The organism is Burkholderia sp. ZZQ-2 (assembly GCF_050768715.1).
In the GTDB taxonomy this organism is placed as follows: domain Bacteria; phylum Pseudomonadota; class Gammaproteobacteria; order Burkholderiales; family Burkholderiaceae; genus Burkholderia; species Burkholderia cepacia.
This window is the reverse complement of record NZ_LDVA01000348.1, coordinates 30,349-52,527: the sequence shown is the minus strand read 5'-3', so window position 1 is coordinate 52,527 and position 22,179 is coordinate 30,349. Positions and strand designations below refer to the sequence as shown.

Genomic DNA, 22,179 nt, shown 5'->3' with positions numbered 1-22,179 from the left:
TCCACGGAATTCCCCGATGGCCCTTTGCCGAATCCACCGGATGCAAACGGCAATCGGCACACCGCGCATCGAGCCGACAACGTGCGCGCGCCGTCGGCACGCGCGCACCCGGCACGCCTGCTTACTTCAGCGCCCCCGCCACCTTCTTCTGCCGCCACAGACACAGCAAGTCACACGCAACATGCGCGGCCGCGATCGCCGTGATGTCCGCGTGGTCGTACGCAGGTGCCACCTCGACCACATCCGCACCGACCAGGTCGATCGCGCCGAGCGCGCGCACGATCGCGAGGGCCTGTGCCGACGACAGCCCGCCCGCGACCGGCGTGCCGGTGCCGGGCGCGAACGCCGGATCGAGGCAATCGATGTCGAATGTCAGGTACGCGGGCCGCGCGCCGACGATGTCGACGATCCGCTCGACCGCCGCGCGCGCACCGTGGTCGTGCACCCACGCGGCATCGAGCCGCTCGATCCCGAGGAAATCGTCGTTCCACGTGCGGATGCCGACCTGCACCGACGTCGCGGGATCGATCAGCCCTTCCTTCACGGCCTTGTAGAACATCGTCCCGTGATTGAGGCTGTCCGGATCGTCGTCGGCCCACGTATCGCAGTGCGCGTCGAAATGGATCAGCGACAGCGGCTTGCCGTAGCGCTCCGCGTGCGCGACCAGCAGCGGATACGTGATGTAGTGGTCGCCGCCGAGCGTCAGCATCTTCGCGCCCGAGCGCAGGATCGTGCGCGCATGCTCGACGATCGCGGGCTTGATCGACAGCGGGTTGTGCGCGTCGAACCAGCAGTCGCCGTAGTCGACGGCCGCGAGATCGTCGAACGGGTTGAAACCCCACGGATACGGGTGAAGCTCCGCGAGCTGCACGCTCGCCGCGCGAATCGCGGCCGGGCCGAGCCGCGCGCCGGAGCGATAGGTCGTCGCGAGGTCGAGCGGCACGCCGGAGATCGCGACGTCGACTCCGTCGAGCGTGCGCGAATAGTTGCGGCGCATGAACGACAGCACGCCCGCATAGGTGTTTTCGATCGACGAGCCGTACGGCGTCGTGCGACGGATCGCGCCGTCGCCATGGAGAAGTTCGGTCATGGTCGGACCATTTTTCGTGGGGGCCGGCCCGCGCCGCGTTGCATCGGCGCGCGGAGCGGGCACGGCATGGATTCATCGGGCACGCACCGGCTTGCGCATCCTGTCACGCGGCCGGGCGGAACAACGACAACGTCAATACCGCGGCGATCATAACAAGCCGAATTGATGTCGTTGCCCCGGCTCGACCGGGGCAACACGTCGAAGAAACCGGGTGAAGGCGTTCGCCCGTCGTACGCGCGGCAACGCCCGATCGCCACGGCTGCGGCCAGGCGCCTTTGCGTCCCCTGCCTGCCGCGTCCTAGAAGGATTCGCCGGTTTTCCCGCGCCCGTTCTTCCGGATAATGGCCGGCAGCCGCGCCCTCGACCGTGCGCCGTCCACCGCAGACAACAACAAACCGGAGACACCCGCCTTGATCGCCACGCTTCCCGCCACCTACCGCCGGCTCTGGCCGCTCGCCGTCGTCGCCGCGCTGCTGTACGGGCTGTCGCTCGCTGCCGCCCCCTATCCCGGCCAGGCCGCCGCGAAAGCCGCGATGGGCATCCTGCTGCTCGCGGCGGGCAGCACCTGCGGCGCGGCGCGCGAACGCGCGTGGCTGTGTGCGGCGCTCGTGACCGCCGTGCTCGGCGACGTGCTGCTCGCGCTGCCCGACTGGCCGCTGTCGTTCGTCCTCGGCCTCGGCGCGTTCCTGCTCACGCACCTGTGCTATTGCGCGATCTTCATGCGCTGGCGTGCACGGCCGCACGGCTGGCGCGTCGTCGCGCTCGTCGGGCTGTGGATCGCCGCCCCGGCGTTCTACGTGGCGTTCTTCCCGCACCTCGGCGAGCTGCTCGCACCCGTCGCCGTCTACATGCTCGTGCTCTGCGTGATGGCGAGCTTCGCGCTCGCGGCGCGCACGCACAGCCCGCTGGTGGCCGTCGGCAGCCTGATCTTCGTCGGCTCCGATACGCTGATCGGCGTCGGCCGTTTCCTCGGCGGCTTTCCGGGCATCGAGTACCTGATCTGGGGCCTCTACGCGCTCGCGCAGGTCACGATCGTGGCCGGGGTTTTCCATGAGACAGCCGCCCGAACGATCCGTCCCTGATACCGTTTCAAACAGACCGCCGCACGCCGGCGGTCTCGTGCGCTCCCTCTCTCGCCCCGCCGACGGCCCTTTCCACGCATTCCGCGATGCGGAAACCGGCCCGTTCCAAACCCCGCTCAGCCTTTTCCAGCCTGGCTTCCGGCCCTTAGAGCGCCGCTTCTAGCCTCTTGCGGTTTCCGGGTTCACCCACTATCGTTACATCAAACAATGTAACATTCTAAAATGAGCCAAATCGGAGACACCCGGATGAATGCTCGTACGCTGCCTTTCGGTCCGCCCGGCCACGACGGCCTGGACGAAACCATCGACATCGCCATCATCGGCACCGGCTTCGCCGGTCTCGGGATGGCGATCCGCCTGCGGCAAACAGGCGTGACCGACTTCGTCGTCCTCGAGAAGGCCGCGTCGGTCGGCGGCACGTGGCGCGACAATCATTACCCCGGGTGTGCATGCGACGTGCAATCGCACGTCTATTCGTTCTCGTTCGCGCCGAACCCGCGCTGGACGCGCATGTTCGCGCCGCAACCGGAGATCCGCGCGTACCTGGAAGACTGCGTGCAGCGCTTCGGGATCGGCGCGCACCTGCGCCTGAACCACGAACTGCAGCGCGCCGAATACGACGACGCCGCGCAACGCTGGCGCCTCACGTTCGCGAACGGCAAGCGGCTGTCGGCACGCGTGCTGGTGTCCGGGATGGGCGGCCTGTCGCGCGCCGCGCTGCCGTCGATTCCCGGCGTCGAGAATTTCAAGGGCCGCGCGTTCCACTCGCAGCACTGGGATCACGACTATGCGCTCGAAGGCAAGCGCGTCGCGGTGATCGGCACCGGCGCGAGCGCCATCCAGTTCGTGCCGCAGATCGCGCCGCGCGTGAAAACACTCGCGCTGTTCCAGCGCACGCCGCCGTGGATCATGCCGAAGCCCGACCGCAACCTGACCGGGTTCGAGAAGTGGCTGTTCCGTACGCTGCCGTTCACGCAGAAGGCCGTGCGCAGCGGCATCTACTGGATGCTCGAATCGCGCGTGCTCGGCTTCGCGATCCATCCGTCGCTGATGAAGAACGTGCAGAAGCTCGCGCTGCGCCACATCCGCAAGCAGATTCCCGATCCGGAGCTGCGCAAGACCGTCACGCCGAACTACACGCTCGGCTGCAAGCGCGTGCTGATCTCGAACGACTACTACCCGGCGCTGTCGCGCAAGAACGTCGACGTGATCACGACCGGCATCGACCACATCGAAGCCGACGCGGTCGTGACGACCGACGGCCGCCGCCATGAAGTCGACTGCCTGATCTACGGCACCGGCTTCCAGGTGGCCGATCCGTTTCCGCGCGGCGCGATCATCGGCCGCGGCGGGCTCGACATCGTCGACGCATGGCGCGACGGCGCGCACGCGTATCTCGGCTCGACGCTGCCCGGCTACCCGAACTTCTTCATGATCGTCGGCCCGAACACGGGCCTCGGCCACAACTCGATGGTGTTCATGATCGAGTCGCAGATCGAGTACATCCTCGGCGCGTTGCAGGCGATGCGTCGCGAACGCGCGGATGCGATCGAGGTGCGTCCGCTCGTCGAGGCGCAATTCAACATCGACCTGCAGGGCAAGCTGAAAAAGGCGATCTGGTCGACGGGCGGCTGCAAGAGCTGGTACCTCGATCCGCGCACCGGCAAGAACACCACGCTGTGGCCGGGCTTCACGTGGCGCTTCCGCCAGGCGACCGCGCATTTCTCGATCGCCGATTACCACGCGTATCGCGCGCCGCAACTCGACACCACGGCGCGGCCCGCCGCCGCGCCGGCCGCAGCCGCTTCGACTTCGACTTCGACTTCCGCCGAAGCGGCCTGAGCCAGACAAGGAGCAACCGACATGAGAGATTTCGCCAACAAGGTCGCCGCGATCACGGGTGCGGGCTCGGGCATGGGCCGCTCGCTCGCGATCCAGCTCGCACAGGCAGGCTGCCACGTGTCGCTCGCCGACAAGAACGGCGTCGGCCTCGCCGAAACCGAACGGATCGTCCGTACGATCGCGCCGAACGTGCGTGTCTCGACGCGCGTGCTCGACGTCGGCGAGCGCGATGCGATGTTCGCGTGGGCCGACGACACCGCGAAAGAACACGGCAAGGTCAACCTGATCTTCAACAACGCGGGCGTTGCGCTGTCGAGCACGATCGAGGGGATGGACTACAACGATCTCGAGTGGATCGTGAACATCAATTTCTGGGGCGTCGTGCACGGCACGAAGGCATTCCTGCCGTACCTGAAGGCATCGGGAGACGGCCACGTGATCAACACGTCGAGCCTGTTCGGGATCTTCGCGCAACCGGGCATGAGCGGCTACAACGCGACCAAGTTCGCGGTGCGCGGCTTCACCGAATCGCTGCGCCAGGAACTCGACATGATGAAGTGCGGCGTATCGGCGACCTGCGTGCATCCGGGCGGCATCCGCACGAACATCGCGCAGGCGAGCCGCGTGTCGAAGAACATGGTCGGCTTCATGGTCGCGAGCGAGCAGCAAGGCCGCGACACGTTCGAGAAGTTCTTCATCACGACCGCCGACGATGCCGCGCGCACGATCCTCGCGGGCGTGCGCAAGAACAAGCGCCGCGTGCTGATCGGCCGCGACGCGAAGGCCGGCGACTGGATGGCGCGCGTGCTGCCGTCCGCGTACCAGGCGCTCGTCGTGTTCGCGACGCGCCGCGAGGCCGCCCGCGCGCGCCGTGACGCCGCCCGCGGCACACCGGCGCCCGCGCCGCTGCACGCCACCTACAACAATGCAGGCAATCAGGGAGGAGAACAATCATGACGACCCCGAACATGATGCCGGTGCGGCGCGACATCCGTTTCGCGCTGCCGCCGGAACGCGCGAAGGACTGGCACGTGCAGGGCGTGCCGGTCACGCACTTCATGAACGCGCTGTCGCTGCTGTTCCCGGCCGGCGAACGCTTCTTCATGGATTCGGTGCGCAACTATCGCGACCGGATCGAGGATCCCGAACTGAAGAAGCAGGTACTCGGCTTCATCGGCCAGGAGGCGATGCACACGCGCGAGCACATCGAATACAACGACCTGCTGCAGTCGTCCGGCCTGCCCGCGCACAAGCTCGACAAGCGCCTGTGGACGATCCTCGGCTGGTTCAAGAAGGTGCTGCCGCATTCGATGCAGCTCGCGATCACGATCGCGCTCGAGCACTACACGGCGATCCTCGCGAACCAGTTGCTGTCGGGCCACGAGCACCGGATCGACGGCTCGGTCGAAGGCTACCAGCAGATGTGGATGTGGCATGCGATGGAGGAAACCGAGCACAAGGCCGTGTCGTACGACGTATGGACCACCGTGATGAAGCCGGGCCTCGGCAGCTACCTGCTGCGCACGGGCACGATGCTGACGACGACCGTGTTCTTCTGGACGATCGTGTTCGACTTCCACGTGCGCCTGATGCGCGCGCACCGTCGCGAACACGGCAAGTTCGGCGGCATGTGGCGGCTCGTGAAGTACCTGTACAGCCCGAAACACGGCGTGTTCCCGAGCATCGCGCGCGAATGGCTCGACTACTTCCGCCCCGGCTTCCACCCGTGGGACCACGACAACCACCAGTACCTGCAGGGGCTCGACACACTGCTCGAGAACATCGACGCGACCAACGCGCGCTACGCCGCGCAAGCCGCCCCGCGCCGCGTGCCGCTGCACCCGGTTGCGCAGGCATGACGCCATGGCGCGCGCCCGCGAGATGCTGACCGTCCAGTCCGGCGACGTGAAACTCGCCGTCTACGTGAGCGGGTCGCGTCGCGCCCCGCCGCTGATTCTCGTGCACGGCTACCCCGATTCGGCGGCCGTGTGGGCGCCGATCCGCGCGCGGCTCGCGAAGCGCTACCGCGTGATCGCGTACGACGTGCGCGGCGCCGGCGCGTCAGACGCGCCGCGCCGCCGCGCCGACTACACGCTCGAACGGCTCGCCGGCGACCTGAAAGCGGTGGCCGACGCGACCTGCGGCGGCCGGCCGTTCCATCTCGTCGGCCACGACTGGGGCTCGATCCAGTGCTGGGAGGCCGTGACCGACCCCGCGTTCCGCGGCCGGATCGCGTCGTACACGTCGATCTCGGGCCCATGCCTCGATCACGTGTTCCGCGCGAAGATGCGGCTCAAGCAGAGCCTGAAGTCGTGGTACATCGCGTTCTTCCACTTGCCGGTCGTGCCGTCGCTGGTGTGGCGGCTCGGCGGCGCGGCGCTGTGGCCGCGCTGGCTGCAGATCACCGAACGCGTGCGTGCCGAGCGCGATCCCGTGCAACTGAAGAATGCGCTGAACGGCATGCAGCTTTACCGTGCGAACTTCCTTGCGCGGGCGCGCAAACCCCGCGAACGGTATGCGCAGGCGCCGGTGCAGATCCTCGTGCCGGTGCGCGACCGCTACGTGACGCCCGAAATGTCGGTCGACCTCGACCGCTGGCTCGGCGACCACGTGCGCGAGGAAATCGACGGCAGCCACTGGGTCGTGCTGCGCCACCCCGACATCATCGCGTCGCGGATCGACCGCTTCGCGTCCGCGCAGGAGCGGCCGGCCGTCGCGAACGCCGCGGTTCAGCGGCCCGTCAGCGCCGGCAGGCGTCTGAACAGCGTCTCGTAGTCGATCACGAGCCCGTCTTCGTCGATGTCCATCTCGGCGGTGAAATTCCGGAAGATGCCTTCGTAGCGGTAGCGCCGGCCCGGCTCGATGCACGCGTAAGCCTGCTTGACCGGCGTGACCTTCAGGTCCGGCGTCGAGATGTACGCGACGTCGATCGGCCGCCGCTCGCCGCGCGCGAGCCCGAGGCGGCCGATCGGCAGCGCGTTCGTGAACGGCGTCGCCGCGATGTCGATGTCGATGCAGCCGTCGAGTTCGGGCAGCGCACGGCCCGCGCCGTCGCGCCAGTGGCCTTCACCGTCGCCGCGCAGTTCGAGCGTGCCGCCGCCCATCACCTTCAACACCGCATACGTCACCCGCCAGTGCGCGTCGCACTCGACGCGATACGCGAGCCCGTACGCACGGCCGTACCGCTGGCCGACCACCGCGCTTTCGACGACGATCCCGCCGCCGCTCCGGTCGAACGCCAGATGTTCGACCCCGTCGCCTTCGAGCGACGCCCATCGCACTTCACGCATCGTTCCCCCTCCCGGTTTCCCCGCTGCGGGACACTGTCGCACGAATCCACCGACGAAAACGCCGGCGGATGCCTGAATTCCCTCACCACGAAACGTTCGCCCCGAAAAACGCAAATGCAACGCCCGCCAGGACACGGCCGGCCGCCCGCATTCCCCATTTCGGGGCAGCGCCGACAAATCCTGACTATCCAGAATTCCCTATTCCGGTGCATCGGATTGTGTCCTATGCTCGCGGCTCGTCCTGTTCCGCCGCCATCATGCCTACCGCCCGCTCCGCCTCGCCGTCGATCGACCTGCGCATTCTGCTGCGCGGCATCGGTCAGATCGTACTGCAGGCGAACGCGCTCACCGGCGCGCTGCTGCTGGCCGCGCTGGCGCTGACCGACCTGCGGCTGGCATGCGCGGCGCTGCTCGGCTCGGCCGCCGCCAGCATGACCGCCGTGCTGACGGGCGCCGAGCGCCACGACGTCGAACAGGGGCTGCACGGCTTCAACGGCGCGCTCGCCGCGCTGATCGCGGCGCTGTTCGCGCCCGCTTCCCTTGCAGCCGTCGCGCTGGCGCCGCTGGCCGCGATCGGCGCGGCGCTCGTGCAGCGCGCGATGCGCACGCCGCTCGCCCGCTGGCGCCAGTGCCCGTATTCGAGCCCGTGCCTCGCCGTCACCGCGCTGTGGCTGCCGTTTGTCGCACCGCAACACGCGGCCGATGCGACGGCCAGCGTGGCACTGACGCCGCCGTCCGTCACCGACGCATTGCTGTCGGGTGTTGCTCAGACCACCTTCGCGCAAGGCGCATGGGCCGGCGCGCTGATCGTCGCGGGCCTCGCCGTCGCGTCGCGCCGCGCGGCCGCGTTCGCGCTCGGCGGCGCGATCGTGTCGACCGTGCTGCTGCTCACGCTCGGCGCGAACGGCGCGCTGTTCGCCGACGGCCTGCTCGGCTTCAACGGCGCGCTCGCCGCACTGGCGCTGATGTCGCGCGGCCCGCGCGCGGCCCTTGCAGCCGCCGCACTCGCCGCGCTGATCCAGTGGCTCGCGATGCGCGCCGGCATCCCCGTGTTCACGGCGCCGTTCGCCCTTGCATCGTGGGTGACCGTAGCCGTCGCGCGCCGCCTTACCTTCGGAGAACCCGATGTCGTCATTCGCACACCGTCCTGATGCCGTGAAACCCGGCGGCCCGATCTCGGACGCCGAACGCCGGCTGCGCGTCGACCTCGCCGCCGCCTACCGGCTCGTCGCGCTGAACGGCTGGGACGACCTGATCTACACGCATCTTTCCGCGACCGTGCCCGGCGAGCCCGGCCACTTCCTGATCAACCCGTTCGGCCTGACGTTCGACGAGGTCCGCGCATCGAACCTCGTGAAGATCGACCTGGCCGGCAACCGGATCGGCGCCGGCGAGCACGCGGTCAACGTGACGGGCTTCGCGCTGCACGCGGCCGTGCATGCCGCCCGTGCCGACGCCGTCTGCGTGATGCATCTGCACAATACGGCCGGCATCGCCGTATCGATCCAGCGCGACGGGCTGCTGCCCGCGTCGCAGCACGCGCTGCGCTTTCACGGCGACCTCGCGTACCACGACTACGAGGCACTCGCGTTTTCGCCTGCCGAAGGCGCGCGGCTGACTGCGAGCCTCGGCGCGAAATCCGCGATGCTGCTGCGCAACCACGGCACGCTGACGGTCGGCCGCACCGTCGCCGAAGCCTATGTGCTGATGGACACGCTGATCAAGGCCTGCGATATCCAGGTGCGCGCGCAGGCCGGCGGCGGGCCGCTCGTGCTGCCCGACCCGGCGGTGGCCGACCGCACCGCCGAACAACTGCGCGACGGCGGCGCGATCGAAGGCGAACTGGAATGGCCGGCGCTGCTGCGCCGGCTCGACCGGATCGACCCATCGTATCGCGACTGACGCCGCATCCCTGGCCGCGATCGCGGCCTAACCCGACACACTCAACCGGAGCACTTGTCATGCCGACTTTCAATATCCAGCTCTTCGAAGGCCGCACCGTCGAACAGAAGCGCGAATTCGTCGAAGCAATCACGCGCGTCACCTGCGAGACGCTCGGCTGCGAGCCGGGCTCGGTCGACATCATCCTCACCGACGTGAAGAAGGAGAACTGGGCGACGGCCGGGAAGCTGTGGAGCGACGAGCGCTGAACATCACAACCGGCGATGCTTGAACGCCCGCCTGCATCGCACTGATTCATCACCTGCGGCGCCCGCCCGGCGGCGTTGCAGGCGGCTTCCTTCTCCGCCTCCCGATGTGCGCGCGCACATCGCATTGTCACGCGATCGGTGCATATAATGCGGCTCAGACGCAGCAGCCGATGGCCACCCGACGAGGAGACCGCCATGGAAGCGAAGCACGAGGAAGTCGTCGCACATCTGCTCTCGGACGTCGTCGAATTCGCGCGCGGGCGCCTGCCCGAAGCCACGTTCCGGATCGTCGAACCCTTCCTGCGTCATTACTACGATTTCGCCGATGCCGACGATCTGCAGAGCCGCAGCATCGCCGATCTCTACGGCGCCGCGATGGCGCACTGGCAAACCGCCCAGAAATTCGTGCCCGGCAGCGAACGGCTGCGCGTGTACAACCCGATCCTCGAACAGCACGGCTGGCATTCCGACCACACGGTCATCGAGATCGTCAACGACGACATGCCGTTCCTCGTCGATTCGGTGACGATGGCCGTCAACCGCCTCGGGCTCGCGCTGCATTCGGCACTGCACCCGGTGTTCCGCATCTGGCGCGGCGCCGACGGCGGCATCGAGCGCGTCGATGCGGGCGGCGCGACGCCCGGCGACGGCCAGTCGCAGCTCGCGTCGTTCATCCATTTCGAAGTCGATCGCTGCGGCGATGCCGCGCTGCTCAACACCTTGCGCAACGACATCGCGCACGTGCTCGGCGACGTGCGCGCATCGGTGGAAGACTGGCCGAAGATCGTCGACATCGCCCGCGCGACGATCAAGGAGATGAAGGCGCGCGAATCGACCGCGGAAGACATCGAGGCGCGCGCGTTCCTCGAATGGATGGCCGCCGATCACTTCACGTTCCTCGGCCAGCGCGACTACGCGCTCGTGTCCGACGGCACGGGCTTCGGGCTGCGCGGCATCGAGGGCACCGGCTTCGGCATCCTGCGCGAATCGCTGCGCACGTCCGGCGCCCCCGACGTCACGCCGCTGCCGCAGGCCGCCGCCGACATCATCACCGGCGCCTGGCCGATCTTCCTGACCAAGGCGAATTCGCGCGCGACCGTGCACCGGCCCGGCTATCTCGACTACGTGGGCGTGAAGCTCGTCGGCGCCGACGGCAAGGTCACTGGCGAGCGCCGCTTCATCGGGCTCTACACGTCGACCTCCTATTTCGGTTCGTATACCGAGATCCCGATCGTGCGCCGCAAGTGCGCGAACATCGTGCGGCGCGCGGGCTTCTTGCCGAAGGGGCATCTCGGCAAATCGCTCGTGACGGTGCTCGAAACCTATCCGCGCGACGAACTGTTCCAGGCCGACGAAGACCAGCTCTACGACATCGCGCTCGGCATCCTGCGGCTGCAGGAACACCAGCGCACGCGCCTGTTCGTGCGGCGCGACCGCTTCGACCGCTTCGTGTCGTGCCTCGTGTTCGTGCCGCGTGACAAGTACAACACCGACCTGCGCCGGCGCATCGCGAAGCTGCTCGTCGATGCGTACAACGGCGTGACCGTCGAATTCACGCCGCTGCTGTCGGAATCGGCGATCGCGCGCATTCATTTCGTCGTGCATGCGGAACCGGGCACGATGCCCGACGTCGACACGCGCGAGCTCGAAACGCGGCTCGTGCAGGTCACGCGCCGCTGGCAGGACGATCTCGCCGACGCGCTGCTCGACGCCTTCGGCGAAGAGCAAGGCAACCGGCTGCTGCAGCGCTATGCCGATTCGTTCCCGGCCGGCTACCGCGACGACTATCCGGCGCGCACGGCCGTGCGCGACATCGAGCTGATCGAGCGGGTGAAGGATTCGGGGCAGCTCGCGATGAACCTGTACCGGCCGATCGAGGCGGACGCGCGTGCGTTCCGCTTCAAGGTCTATCGCGCGGGCGACCCGATCGCGCTGTCGCGCAGCCTGCCGATGCTCGAGCATCTCGGCGTGCGCGTGGACGAGGAGCGGCCGTACCGGATCCAGACGCAGGACGCCGCGCATGCGTGGGTGCACGACTTCGGCCTCGAACTCGCGGACGACACTGAATTCGACATCGAGCGCGTGAAAGGCCTGTTCGAGGATGCGTTCGACCAGATCTGGAGCGGCCGGATCGAGAACGACGACTTCAACCGCCTCGTGCTGCGCGCCCATCTGAGTGCGCGCGAAGTGACCATCCTGCGCGCGTATGCGAAGTATCTGCGACAAGTCGGCTCGACCTTCAGCGACGCGTATATCGAGCGCGCGCTGACCGGCAACCCGGCGATCGCACGGCAGCTCGTCGAGCTGTTCCTGCTGCGCTTCGACCCGGCCACCGGCGACACGCGCGACGTGCAGGCCGAGCGGCTGCTGAAGGCGATCGAAGGTGCGCTCGACCAGGTGCCGAACCTCGACGAAGACCGCATCCTGCGGCAGTTCCTCGGCGTGATCAACGCAACCGAGCGCACGAACTACTTCCTCGTCGACGCAAACGGCGAATCGAAACCGTACCTGTCGTTCAAGTTCAATCCGGCGAAGGTGCCCGGGCTGCCCGAGCCGAAGCCGATGTTCGAGATCTGGGTGTATTCGCCGCGCGTCGAGGGCGTGCACCTGCGCGGCGGCCGCGTCGCGCGCGGCGGCCTGCGCTGGTCGGATCGCCGCGAGGATTTCCGCACCGAAGTGCTCGGGCTGATGAAGGCGCAGATGGTGAAGAACGTCGTGATCGTGCCGGTCGGCTCGAAAGGCGGCTTCGTCGTGAAGAACCCGCCGCCGCCGAGCGATCGCGAAGCGTGGATGCGCGAAGGCATCGCGTGTTACCAGACCTTCCTGCGCGGCCTGCTCGACCTGACCGACAACCTGGCCGGCAACGCGATCGTGCCGCCGCCCGACGTGGTGCGGCACGACCCCGACGATCCGTACCTGGTGGTCGCCGCCGACAAGGGCACGGCCACCTTCTCCGACTACGCGAACGCGATCTCGCACGAATACGGCTTCTGGCTCGACGACGCGTTCGCGTCCGGCGGCTCGGTCGGCTACGACCACAAGAAGATGGCGATCACCGCGCGCGGCGCGTGGGAATCGGTCAAGCGCCACTTCCGCGAGATGGGCATCGATACGCAGACGACCGACTTCACGGTAGTCGGCGTCGGCGACATGTCGGGCGACGTGTTCGGCAACGGGATGTTGCTGTCGCCGCATATCCGGCTCGTCGCCGCGTTCGATCACCGGCACGTGTTCCTCGACCCGAACCCCGATCCCGCGACGAGCTTCGCGGAGCGCGCACGCATGTTCGCGCTCGAACGCTCGAGCTGGGCCGACTACGATCCGGCCGCGATCTCGGCGGGCGGCGGCGTCTATCCGCGCACCGCGAAGACGATCCCGCTGTCGCCCGCCGTGCAGGCCGCGCTCGGCATCGACGCGCACGCGCTGCCGCCGGCCGAGCTGATCCGCGCGATCCTGCAGGCGCCGGTCGACCTGCTGTACAACGGCGGCATCGGCACCTACGTGAAGGCGGCGCGCGAAACCCACCTGCAAGTGGGCGACCGCGCGAACGACGCGGTGCGCGTGAACGGCGCGGACCTGCGCTGCAAGGTCGTCGGCGAAGGCGGCAACCTCGGCTGCACGCAATTTGGCCGGATCGAGTTCGCGCAGCGCGGCGGCCGCATCAACACCGACGCGATCGACAACTCGGCCGGCGTCGATTGTTCGGATCACGAAGTCAACATCAAGATCCTGCTCGGGCTCGTCGTGTCCGACGGCGAGATGACCGAGAAGCAGCGCAACGCCCTGCTCGCGGAGATGACCGACGAAGTCGGGCTGCTCGTGCTGCGCGACAACTACTACCAGACGCAGGCGCTGTCGATCGCCGGCCGTTATGCGGTCGAGCTGCTCGATGCCGAGGCGCGCCTGATGCGCTGGCTCGAACGCGCGGGCCGCCTGAACCGCGTGATCGAATTCCTGCCGACCGACGACGAAGTCGCCGAACGGCAAGCCGCGAAGCTCGGCCTCACGTCGCCGGAACGCGCGGTGCTGCTCGCGTACAGCAAGATGTGGCTGTACGACGCGCTGCTCGAATCCGACGTGCCCGAGGATCCCCTGGTTGCCGCGATGCTCGTCGACTACTTCCCAAAGCCGCTGCAGCAGCGCTTCAGCGAACCGATGCGCCGCCATCCGCTGCGCCGCGAGATCCTCGCGACGCATCTGACCAACGCGCTCGTGAACCGCGTCGGCTGCGCATTCGTGCACCGGCTGATGGAGGAAACCGACGCGAAGCCCGGCGACATCGTGCGGGCGTGCATCATGGCGCGCGACGTGTTCGACCTCGATGCGGTATGGCGCGACATCGATGCGCTCGACAACCGCGTCGCCGACGACGTGCAGGCGCGCATGTTCGTCGACGTCGCGCGGCTGCTGGAACGCGCGGCGCTGTGGTTCCTGCGGCATCTGCAATCCGGCGCGGTGGCCGACGGCGGCGTCGCCGAGCTGATCGCGCGCTGCCGCGACGCGGCCGAGCGGCTTGCGCCGCAACTGCCGTCGCTGTTGCCGGCCGACGATCTCGAAGCGCTGTCCGAGCGGCAGCGCGTGCTGGTGGAAGCCGGCGTCGACAGCGCGCTCGCGGTGCGCGTCGCGAGCGGCGACATCTCGGCCGCGCTGCTCGACATCGCCGAAGTGGCCGCGACCAGCAACCGCAGCCTCGAACTCGTCGCGGGCGTGTATTTCTCGCTCGGCACGCTGCTCAATTACAGCTGGATCGGCGAGCGCGCGGCGACGCTGCCGACCCCGACGCACTGGGACATGCTGGCGCGCGCGGCCGCGCTCGCGGAAGTCGCGCGCCTCAAGCGCACGCTCGCGTCGAGCGCGCTTGCGGAATCGCCGGATTCGACCACGCCGGAGACGATCGTCGGCGCGTGGCGCGCGCGCCGCGAAACCGCGCTCGCACGCTACGAGCACCTGCTCGCCGACTTGCGCGCGTCCGGCGGCGCGAGCCTCGCGGTGCTGCTCGTGGTCGTGCGGGAAATGGCGGTGCTCGAACGCGCGTGACCAGGCTGGCCGGTTCCGCGTGACCGGAACCGGTGCGCTGCCGGCATGCCTGCGTACGCGCGAGGCTAGACCGTCGCGACCAGCAGTTCCTCCGCGTTGTTCGGCGGCCTGAGTCCGTCCGCACGATCCGCGAAATAGCGACGCGTCAGTTCGGCAGCCGAAACGTGCTCGGTCTTCGTGAAGCCGGCCTCCCGCGCGAGCGCCTGCATCTGTGCCGGCATGAAGAAGCTGATGAACGGCGTGCCGCTCGCGCGCGCGCCCTTCTCGGCCATTTCCAGCCCCGGACGCACGTCCGGATCCGCATGTTCCAGCGGCAGCAGGAACGTCATCGCGAGCGTCGAGCCCGGCGCGAGCGAGGCGACTTCGCGCAACGCGGCCGCGTTCGCCTCGCGCGTCAGGTACATGCTGACGCCGGTGGACACGACGACCGCCGGCTTGCCGGCATCGAAGCCCGCACCGACGAGCGCCGCGCGCCACGATTGTTTCGCCTCGAAATCGACCGGCACGAAACGCAGCCAGTCGGGCACGCCGAAGCCCAGCTCGACGAGGCGCCGTTGCTTCCAGCGCTGCGGCGCCGGCTGGTCGACCTCGAAGACGGTCACACGCGACGCCATGTCGGGCCGACGCTGCACGAAGCTGTCGAGCCCTGCGCCGAGGATCACGTACTGGCTCACGCCGCGCGCGGCCTGCTCCACCACGAGATCCTCGATGAAGCGCGCCCGCGCGACGATCGACGCGCGAAACGGCCGCGTGAACTGCGGATCCATGTCACCGCGCTGCTGCCAGCCGGGTTCCGGTGCGAGCAATTGCCGCCCGACTTCGTCGGCGAGCACATGCGGCGGCGCATCGAGTTCGACGTGCAGCGCACGCCACAGCGCGACGCGCGCGGCGGTGCTGTCGGGGGCGCTTTCGCGGGGTTCGGTCATGTCGGCCTCACGCGCCCTGCTGCCCTGGCGCCTGCAGGCGCCACACGCGACCGTCCGGATCGCGTACGGTCATGTCGCGCGTGCCCCAGTGCGTATCCTCGAACGGCGTGACGACGTCGACGATCGGCTGCGGCTGCACCGCCTGTTCATTCGGCACCTTGAGCACGACCTGCATGTCCGGCGTTTCGCCCGGTGGCACTTCGGCGATGAACAGGAAGGGGCCGTCGCCATGACGCAGCTGGCCCGAGTTGTGATCGGTTTCGAACTCCAGCGTGAAGCCCAGGGCCTGGAAAAACTTCGCCGACTTGCCCCAGTTGTGCGTCGTCAGGTACACGGCTTCGATTCGCTCGGATGACATGTCACTCCTCCTCGATGGACGGCCCCGCGCCCGGCTGCGGCGCGGCCAGGTACGCGCGCAATGCATCGGCCACCAGCGCGGACAGCGATTGCTCCGTTTCGATGGCGCGATGCTTGACCTGCCGGATCAGGCTCAGCGGCAGGTACACGTTGAATTGCTTCACTTCTTCGTCGGTCATGGGAGCTAGTATGCTAGCAATCTAGTAAAAATCAAGTGCGGATGCAGCCCATTTGCGCGAGCCGCGATCAGGTATCGTGAGCCCGCGCTAGGCCGCAGCGCGCGCCGCCAGCCGCGCGAACAGCGCGTCGAGATCGAATCCCGTCGTATCGATGCCGATCGTGTCGCGCAGGCACGCGCCCCATGCGGCCGCATCGTCGAACGTGATGGAGTGCCCGGCGCCCGCCGCATCGCGGATCGTCAGCGTGGTGTTGCGCAGCGCAGCGCGGCCGTCCGGCAGCACGCGGCATGCGATCAGGTTGTGCAGGAAGATCGATTCGGGATACGTCGACGTGAACCAGTTCGCGGCGTCGTAATCGATCCATTCGACCCGCTTCGGCTGGAAGCGGTAGGTGGTCTGCCAGCCGTCGGGCGTCTCGATCTGCATCTCGAATTCACCGTCGACCGGCGCGGCGACGACGCGGAACGCGCCGTGCGGCGTCAATTGCCGCTCGTCCGGCACGAAACGTAGCGGCGCGGTCAGCGTGGCGCTGCCGAAGCCGATGTCGGCGAGCCAGGCCGCGCCGTCGAGATCGATGCGCAGCAGCATGTGCGTATGCGCGGTGGCGACTTCCGGCGGCTGCATCCAGCGCACGCGCGCGATCATCGGCGTCACGCGAAAGCCGATCGTCGTGAGCGCGGTGTAGAACAGCTTGTTGAGTTCGAAGCAGTAGCCGCCGCGGCGGCGTTCGATCACCTTGTCGACGATCGCGGGCAGGTCGAGCGCGACGCGCGCGCCGGTCAGCGGATTGAGGTTTTCGAACGGAATCGCTTGCGGGTGCAGCAGGTGGAGCCGGCGCAGCACGTCGAGCGTCGGCTCGACCGGGCCGTCGTAGCCGATGCGGGAGAAATAGCGCGAGAGGTCGAACGAGTCAGTCATGAACCTGCACCGAAAAAGGGACACGCCACGATAACATCGCGCGAAATCCCCATGTTGTGCGGGGCGATCTTCGTCGTCGCGCGCGATGCCGGCACAGCATCGCGCGGCCCTGCGCAACGTTACGGCAGCAGCTTCAGCGCGGACGACGCGACCGACGGCACCGAAATGCCCTGGCTCGTCGCGAACTGCACGGCCTGGCTGAGCGTCGCCGCGAGCGACTGCAGCTGGCCCGGCGCACTTTGCGCGATATATGACGCAGCCTGCATGTTCTGCGGATTCAGGCCCGACTGCAACAGCGACGCCGCGCTCGTCGAGCCGAGATTGCCGAGCCCCGACTGCAGCTGCGAATACTGCGTGAGCCCCTGCCCGAGCGACGCGAGGCCGTTGCTGAACGCCTGCTTGTCGATCGGCCCGTGCGTCGCGCCGCCGCTCGCGAACGCCTGGCCGAGCGCCTGCGACACCGATTGCTGCGCGCCGCCCATCTGCGACAGCGCGGCGGGCGTCAGCGCATCGCCGCCGGCCAGCTGGCTCGCGGCCTGCTGCGCCTGCCCGGCCGCGCCGGTCAGGCCCATCGCCGACGCGAGCGAAGACTGGCCGGTCAGCACCTGCTGGTTCGCGCCGACGTAAGCCTGCAGCAATTGGGAAACGCCGCCCTGCGCGGGCGCCGCCTGCTGCTGCCCGCCGCCGAGCAGCGACGCGCCGAGCGACTGCAGGTCGAGCTGCGCGTGCGCGGCGCCGCTTGCCAGGATGCCGAACGCGATGCCTGCCGAGGCCAGGTACCGGCCCGTCGCGCGAATGTGTTTCATGTGTGTTCCTCGTGCCGGAATGATCGAGGCCAATATTGTCGAAGCGCGCCGCGCGCCGCCGCAACGACTGAAACACATCGAAACGAAATCATGAGACGCGAAGGCTTGTAATTCCGCGGCCGGCGTACGCGCCCGAGTGGATTCGTCCGGGTATGCCACGCGATATCACGCGTGTGCCGACATTCGTTCTCGAGCCGCATCAATGGCGGCGAATGGCGGCGTCCGCACGGTGACGCGGCCGGTGGTCTGCCAGACGTCGCACGTCTTGAACCGCACGTCGGATTCAACATCGACCGGCGGCATGTGACGCGGAACGTGCCGGACCGCGTCAATCACATGACGCCACACCGTCGCGCAAATGCGCCCGTGCCGGGATCCGGCGTGACGCGCGCCGACGAACAGCACGGCGCGGCGTGACGCAGAACGTTCCGTGCCGCGTCATTGGCATGACTTCATGCCGTCGCGCAACGCGCCCGCGCCACGGGCTCGGCGTGACATGTCCCGGCAACACGTTCGGAAACAAAAACAAAACGAGCGGCTCGACGCCGCCCGCTTGCCCCCCTCCGCAACCGGCTATCGCCCGGCCGCCGTATCACCCCGCCATCCACGCCGGCAGCCGCCCGTCCACCCAGCCGGCCGCCTGCTCGTAGCCGCGCGCGAGCTGCAACACAGCGAGATCGCCGCGCGGGCGCCCGATCAGTTGCATCCCCATCGGCAGCCCCGCTTCGTTGAAGCCGACCGGCACGCTGATCACCGGGCAGCCGGCCAGCGTCCACGGCACGACCGTTTCCATCCAGCGGTGGTAGGTATCCATCGCACGGCCCGCGATCTCCGTCGGCCAGCGCTGGTCGACGTCGAACGGGAACACCTGCGCGGTCGGCGCCGCGATGAAGTCGTAGCGGTCGAAGAAGCTCAGCACGGCCTGATGCCACGCGGTGCGCTCGACGCTCGCCTCGAACACGGCCGCGCCCTGCATCGCGAGCAGCCCTTCGACCTCGTAGATCGCCTCGGGCTTCAGCAACGCGCGCCGCGCCGGGTCGCGATAGTGCGCCAGCAGCCCGCCGCCGGACAACAAGTGCCGGTGCGCGAGCCACAGGCGCCAGATCCGGTCGGGGGCGAACGCCGGCAGTGCGGCATCGACGTCGCAGCCGATCTCGCGCAGCGTCGCCAGCCCCTGCTCGCACAGCGCGAGCACGCCGGCCTCGGTCGCGAGATAACCGTTCCAGTCGCCGACCCACGCGATGCGCTTGCCGCGCAGGTCGGTGTCGAGCGGCTGCGCGAACACGGCCGGATCCTCCGCGAGCGACAGCGGATCGTTGCGGTCGTAGCCGGCCTGGATCGCGAGCAGCTGCGCGACGTCGCCGACCGTGCGGCCCATCGGCCCTTCGATGCCGAGCTGCTGCACGAACACGTCGACGCCCGGCCAGCGCGGCACACGGCCCTGCGACGGGCGGAAGCCGTAGATGTTGCAGAACGCGGCCGGATTGCGCAGCGAACCACCGAAATCGCTGCCGTCCGCGACCGGCAGCATCCGCGACGCGAGCGCCGCCGCCGTGCCGCCGCTGCTGCCGCCCGCGCTCTTCGTCAGGTCGTACGGGTTGCGCGTCGCGCCGTAGACTTCGTTGAACGTGTGCGAGCCGAGCCCGAATTCGGGCGTGTTGGTCTTGCCGATGAAGATCGCGCCGGCCGCGCGCATCCGCGCGACGCACACGGAATCGGCCTGCGGCACGTTTTCGCGGAAGATCGGCGAGCCGTAGGTCGTCCGCAGCCCCTTCGTCATCGCCAGGTCCTTCGGCGCCTGCGGCATCCCGTGCATCCAGCCGTGGTACTCGCCACGCGCCAGTGCGGCATCCTTTTCCGCGGCTTCGGCGAGCAGCGCGTCGCGATCGCGCAGCGCGACGATCGCGTTGACCGCGCCGTTCACGCGCTCGACGTGATCGAGATACGCGCGCATCGTCTCGACGCACGACACGGCCTTGCCGCGAATCGCCGACGCGAGTTCGCCGGCCGACAGGCGCACGATCGGGTCGACGGGGATGGAAGCGGGAGCGAGAAGCTGCGGGGCGCCGTGCGGCATGCGGAGTCTCCTGGAATCGGAACGGAATGGCGGACCGCATGGCGGCAGACGCCCCCCGAAACGGCCGGGCGGGGCCGCGCCGCGGCCGATGCACTACTCTACGCGACGCCGGATCGGCAACCTCCGATATTTTCCGCCGCGATTCATTGCGGTTCCGACTAAATCGTGGCGCCAGGCCACGCTTCGCACGCGCCGCCGTCGCGGATGAAATCGTTTATGCGCATAAACTTAAATTTCTTATATTTCTATCAGGCGCATCAGGAGACGGCGCGCGTTAACGACATTTTTACGCGGTCGCCCGTTCTCTTTAGATCGTTCGTCCCGGCGGCACGCTACGCTGGAATCATCTCGTTTCCTGGACAACGTTCATGCTCAAGCTGCTGGTTCCGGTCGGCCACTCTCCCCGCTCGCTTCAGGCAGTTCGCCACGCGACATTCCTGTATCGCGAACGGTGCGCGTCGGAAATCGTGCTGATCAACGTTCAGGCGCCGCTCGAATCGACGCGGCTCGAGGCCTACCATCCGCTGTCGCGGCTGCGTTCGATCGAGGAGAAGTTCGCGTCCGCCGACCTGGCCATGGCCGAGCGGATCCTGCGGGAAGCCGGCGTCAAGTACAGCATCGTGATGAAGGTCGGCCCGGTGGCCGATACGATCGCGGCCGTGGCGGCGGAGACGGGGTGCGACGAGATCGTGGTCGTCTCGCCGCGGCACGATCCGTTGCATGCGCTGATGTCGGTGTTCCGCCGCAGCGTGATGAGCCGGCTGGTGCGGATTTCGAACGTGCCGGTCACGGCCGTTCGCTGACGGACCGCAGGTTTGCAGCGAGCGGAGCGACACCCGTGCGCGTTCAGCGTTACCGCCCACGCACGCACCGGCGTTCCCGCCGCGCTTACTTGATGACCTTGCGCCAGAACACGAAATAGGCGGCTGCCGAAGACGCAACGAGCAGGATGGCCCACATCGGGGCGAGGCTGATCAGGACGGAAGAGACGTTAAGCATTTGGATTCCTCACTATTTCGACAGCGATGTTCAACTCGCACCTGCTTGCCGGAACCGATGCATTCCTCCGCGATCGCGTTCCGTCAAATCATGCGTTCATGCTATCGCTCTGAACGGTCGTCCGACCGCCCCCTCCCGCCTGTCTCCTGACATTCGTCAAACTCGCGCGAATCGCGGGCCTGTCGCGCTGAAAACCGTCGCGCGAATGCGTCGCCGCACGTCCGGTTTCGCCCGCCGGCCGCATGGAAGCGGCGCCTTCGTTCCCCACGCAACACGCGAAAAACGGGACACGATCACCCCGCCCGCCCCCGGTTTCAGCAGACGTTTACCGGGGGAACCCCCAAGTGCTTCGTCGAACGTGTCCGCGTTACGCTTGTGCGACGAGGAGACGAACCATGAGACGAGCCGTACATATCGCTGTTTTCGCGCTGCTGGCGTATCTCATCGGCGACCGCGCGATCCTGCATGCGCAGGGCCGCGACACCAGCCCGCTCGCATGCGAACAGGGCGCCGCACAAGTGAAGGTCGACGCGCTCGGCCGCGGCTTCGGCGAAGCAGCGGCCAGCAGCCAGGGCGAGGCTTTCATGTCGGGCTGCCTGGTGACGGGGCGCGGCAATCAGGACGTGGCGCTGGCGAACCGCTGACGTGCATTCGCCGACGCTCCGGCCGGGTTCCGGTCGCGAGGGCTGAACCGGCGGAGCCGCGCACGCCCTTATCCCCTCCCGCTTGTTTCGATCGATATCGCGACATGTCGCGACGCATGTCACGTTCAGGGCGGCGGCCATGCCGAACGCCCGTGCGTGACCCGCATCGTCGCGTGGAAGACACGTCGACATCCGCTCGATCGGAGCATTCCCGCCGTATGGCGCGCCCCCGTCGATCAACCGGTCGAACGTCCGGCCGCCGCGGCCAGACTCCGTTTCATCTGCAACGACACCCCACCCAACGATGAGCCATCCGCACACCGAGTTGATCCAGCGCTTCTACACGGCGTTCCAGCAGCGCGACATCGACGCGATGCTCGCCTGCTATGCCGATGACGTCGTCTTCAGCGATCCCGCGTTCGGCGAGCTGCGCGGCGACCTCGCACGCGATATGTGGCGCATGCTGGTCGCGCGTGCGCAGGACTTTTCCTTGACGTTCAGCGACGTCGCCGCGGATCAGCAGGCCGGGCGCGCCGAATGGATCGCCCATTACCGGTTCACCACGACCGGCCGGATGGTGGTCAACCGGATCGACGCGCGGTTCCGGTTTCGCGACGGGCGCATCGTCGAGCATCGCGACAGCTTCGACCTGTGGCGCTGGGCGCGTCAGGCGCTCGGACTGAAAGGCGCGCTGCTCGGCTGGACGCCTTTCGTGCAACGCGCGATCCGCGCACAGGCGCGGAAGAATCTCGACGCGTATCGCGCACGGCGGAATTAGCTCG

General features: G+C 68.0%; 21 protein-coding genes. 12 read left to right on the top strand and 9 right to left on the bottom strand.

Annotated features, from left to right (window positions below; all coding sequences use genetic code 11):
- Positions 1 to 121 precede the first annotated feature (121 nt).
- On the bottom strand, positions 122 to 1,090 hold the full coding sequence (speB, locus tag ABY44_RS33730) for an agmatinase (RefSeq protein ID WP_060084234.1): 969 nt from the start codon (positions 1,088 to 1,090) through the stop codon (positions 122 to 124).
- 410 nt (positions 1,091 to 1,500) lie between these two features.
- Here speB and ABY44_RS33725 point away from each other — a divergent pair, with 410 nt between their 5' ends.
- From ABY44_RS33725 to ABY44_RS33705, 5 genes are all read left to right on the top strand, one after another.
- Positions 1,501 to 2,172 (top strand): lysoplasmalogenase, encoded by a 672-nt coding sequence (locus tag ABY44_RS33725; RefSeq protein ID WP_059697801.1) that lies wholly within the window; start codon positions 1,501 to 1,503, stop codon positions 2,170 to 2,172.
- A gap of 246 nt (positions 2,173 to 2,418) precedes the next feature.
- Positions 2,419 to 4,014: a flavin-containing monooxygenase gene (locus ABY44_RS33720; RefSeq protein WP_060173478.1), complete on the top strand. Its 1,596-nt coding sequence runs from the start codon at positions 2,419 to 2,421 to the stop codon at positions 4,012 to 4,014.
- A 21-nt stretch (positions 4,015 to 4,035) separates the two neighbouring features.
- Positions 4,036 to 4,971 (top strand): SDR family NAD(P)-dependent oxidoreductase, encoded by a 936-nt coding sequence (locus tag ABY44_RS33715; RefSeq protein WP_021156860.1) that lies wholly within the window; start codon positions 4,036 to 4,038, stop codon positions 4,969 to 4,971.
- On the top strand, positions 4,968 to 5,873 hold the full coding sequence (locus tag ABY44_RS33710) for a metal-dependent hydrolase (RefSeq protein WP_027789351.1): 906 nt from the start codon (positions 4,968 to 4,970) through the stop codon (positions 5,871 to 5,873). The genes ABY44_RS33715 and ABY44_RS33710 overlap by 4 nt, the downstream gene beginning before the upstream one ends.
- 4 nt (positions 5,874 to 5,877) lie before the next feature.
- Entirely contained in the window at positions 5,878 to 6,789 is a 912-nt protein-coding gene (locus ABY44_RS33705; protein WP_060173479.1) for an alpha/beta fold hydrolase, read from the top strand.
- Here ABY44_RS33705 and ABY44_RS33700 read toward each other — a convergent pair.
- Positions 6,744 to 7,304 carry a putative glycolipid-binding domain-containing protein gene (locus ABY44_RS33700; protein WP_060173480.1) on the bottom strand — a complete coding sequence of 187 codons (561 nt, stop codon included), beginning with the start codon at positions 7,302 to 7,304 and terminating at the stop codon, positions 6,744 to 6,746. The genes ABY44_RS33705 and ABY44_RS33700 overlap by 46 nt on opposite strands.
- Positions 7,305 to 7,561: 257 nt before the next feature.
- On the opposite strand from ABY44_RS33700, the gene ABY44_RS33695 reads away from it, so the two are divergent.
- The 4 genes from ABY44_RS33695 to ABY44_RS33680 all read left to right on the top strand — a co-directional run bounded on the left by ABY44_RS33695 (position 7,562) and on the right by ABY44_RS33680 (position 14,491).
- The gene (locus ABY44_RS33695; RefSeq protein ID WP_060173481.1) at positions 7,562 to 8,455 is read left to right on the top strand and encodes an urea transporter; all 894 of its coding nucleotides are present in this window, start codon (positions 7,562 to 7,564) and stop codon (positions 8,453 to 8,455) included.
- On the top strand, positions 8,430 to 9,206 hold the full coding sequence (locus ABY44_RS33690) for a class II aldolase/adducin family protein (RefSeq protein WP_027789355.1): 777 nt from the start codon (positions 8,430 to 8,432) through the stop codon (positions 9,204 to 9,206). Before ABY44_RS33695 ends, ABY44_RS33690 begins: the two co-directional genes overlap by 26 nt.
- Positions 9,207 to 9,265: 59 nt before the next feature.
- Positions 9,266 to 9,454, top strand: a complete 189-nt coding sequence (locus ABY44_RS33685; RefSeq protein WP_027789356.1) for a 4-oxalocrotonate tautomerase — start codon at positions 9,266 to 9,268, stop codon at positions 9,452 to 9,454.
- Positions 9,455 to 9,649: 195 nt separating this feature from the next.
- Positions 9,650 to 14,491 carry an NAD-glutamate dehydrogenase gene (locus ABY44_RS33680; protein WP_060173482.1) on the top strand — a complete coding sequence of 1,614 codons (4,842 nt, stop codon included), beginning with the start codon at positions 9,650 to 9,652 and terminating at the stop codon, positions 14,489 to 14,491.
- A gap of 65 nt (positions 14,492 to 14,556) precedes the next feature.
- Here the strand turns inward: ABY44_RS33680 and ABY44_RS33675 are convergent, their stop codons facing one another.
- The 7 genes from ABY44_RS33675 to ABY44_RS33645 form a co-directional block, all read right to left on the bottom strand.
- Positions 14,557 to 15,417 (bottom strand): class I SAM-dependent methyltransferase, encoded by an 861-nt coding sequence (locus ABY44_RS33675; protein ID WP_060173483.1) that lies wholly within the window; start codon positions 15,415 to 15,417, stop codon positions 14,557 to 14,559.
- Between the two features lie 7 nt (positions 15,418 to 15,424).
- Positions 15,425 to 15,775, bottom strand: coding sequence for a VOC family protein (locus ABY44_RS33670; RefSeq protein ID WP_021161489.1), 351 nt, complete (start codon positions 15,773 to 15,775; stop codon positions 15,425 to 15,427).
- A gap of 1 nt (position 15,776) precedes the next feature.
- The gene (locus ABY44_RS33665; RefSeq protein ID WP_021161490.1) at positions 15,777 to 15,953 is read right to left on the bottom strand and encodes a ribbon-helix-helix protein, CopG family; all 177 of its coding nucleotides are present in this window, start codon (positions 15,951 to 15,953) and stop codon (positions 15,777 to 15,779) included.
- Between the two features lie 87 nt (positions 15,954 to 16,040).
- Positions 16,041 to 16,871: an arylamine N-acetyltransferase family protein gene (locus ABY44_RS33660; protein WP_060173484.1), complete on the bottom strand. Its 831-nt coding sequence runs from the start codon at positions 16,869 to 16,871 to the stop codon at positions 16,041 to 16,043.
- Positions 16,872 to 16,990: 119 nt separating this feature from the next.
- Positions 16,991 to 17,677 carry a hypothetical protein gene (locus ABY44_RS33655; RefSeq protein WP_027789362.1) on the bottom strand — a complete coding sequence of 229 codons (687 nt, stop codon included), beginning with the start codon at positions 17,675 to 17,677 and terminating at the stop codon, positions 16,991 to 16,993.
- 165 nt (positions 17,678 to 17,842) lie between these two features.
- Positions 17,843 to 18,082 (bottom strand): hypothetical protein, encoded by a 240-nt coding sequence (locus ABY44_RS33650; protein WP_155637952.1) that lies wholly within the window; start codon positions 18,080 to 18,082, stop codon positions 17,843 to 17,845.
- 187 nt (positions 18,083 to 18,269) lie between these two features.
- Positions 18,270 to 19,754, bottom strand: coding sequence for an amidase (locus tag ABY44_RS33645; RefSeq protein WP_060173485.1), 1,485 nt, complete (start codon positions 19,752 to 19,754; stop codon positions 18,270 to 18,272).
- Positions 19,755 to 20,122: 368 nt separating this feature from the next.
- Here ABY44_RS33645 and ABY44_RS33640 point away from each other — a divergent pair, with 368 nt between their 5' ends.
- The 3 genes from ABY44_RS33640 (at position 20,123) to ABY44_RS33630 (ending at position 22,175) form a co-directional block, all read left to right on the top strand.
- Positions 20,123 to 20,557: a universal stress protein gene (locus tag ABY44_RS33640; RefSeq protein WP_431643376.1), complete on the top strand. Its 435-nt coding sequence runs from the start codon at positions 20,123 to 20,125 to the stop codon at positions 20,555 to 20,557.
- 591 nt (positions 20,558 to 21,148) lie between these two features.
- Positions 21,149 to 21,397 (top strand): hypothetical protein, encoded by a 249-nt coding sequence (locus ABY44_RS33635; protein WP_021161497.1) that lies wholly within the window; start codon positions 21,149 to 21,151, stop codon positions 21,395 to 21,397.
- 304 nt (positions 21,398 to 21,701) lie between these two features.
- Positions 21,702 to 22,175, top strand: a complete 474-nt coding sequence (locus ABY44_RS33630; protein WP_048022623.1) for a nuclear transport factor 2 family protein — start codon at positions 21,702 to 21,704, stop codon at positions 22,173 to 22,175.
- Positions 22,176 to 22,179: the final 4 nt, after the last annotated feature.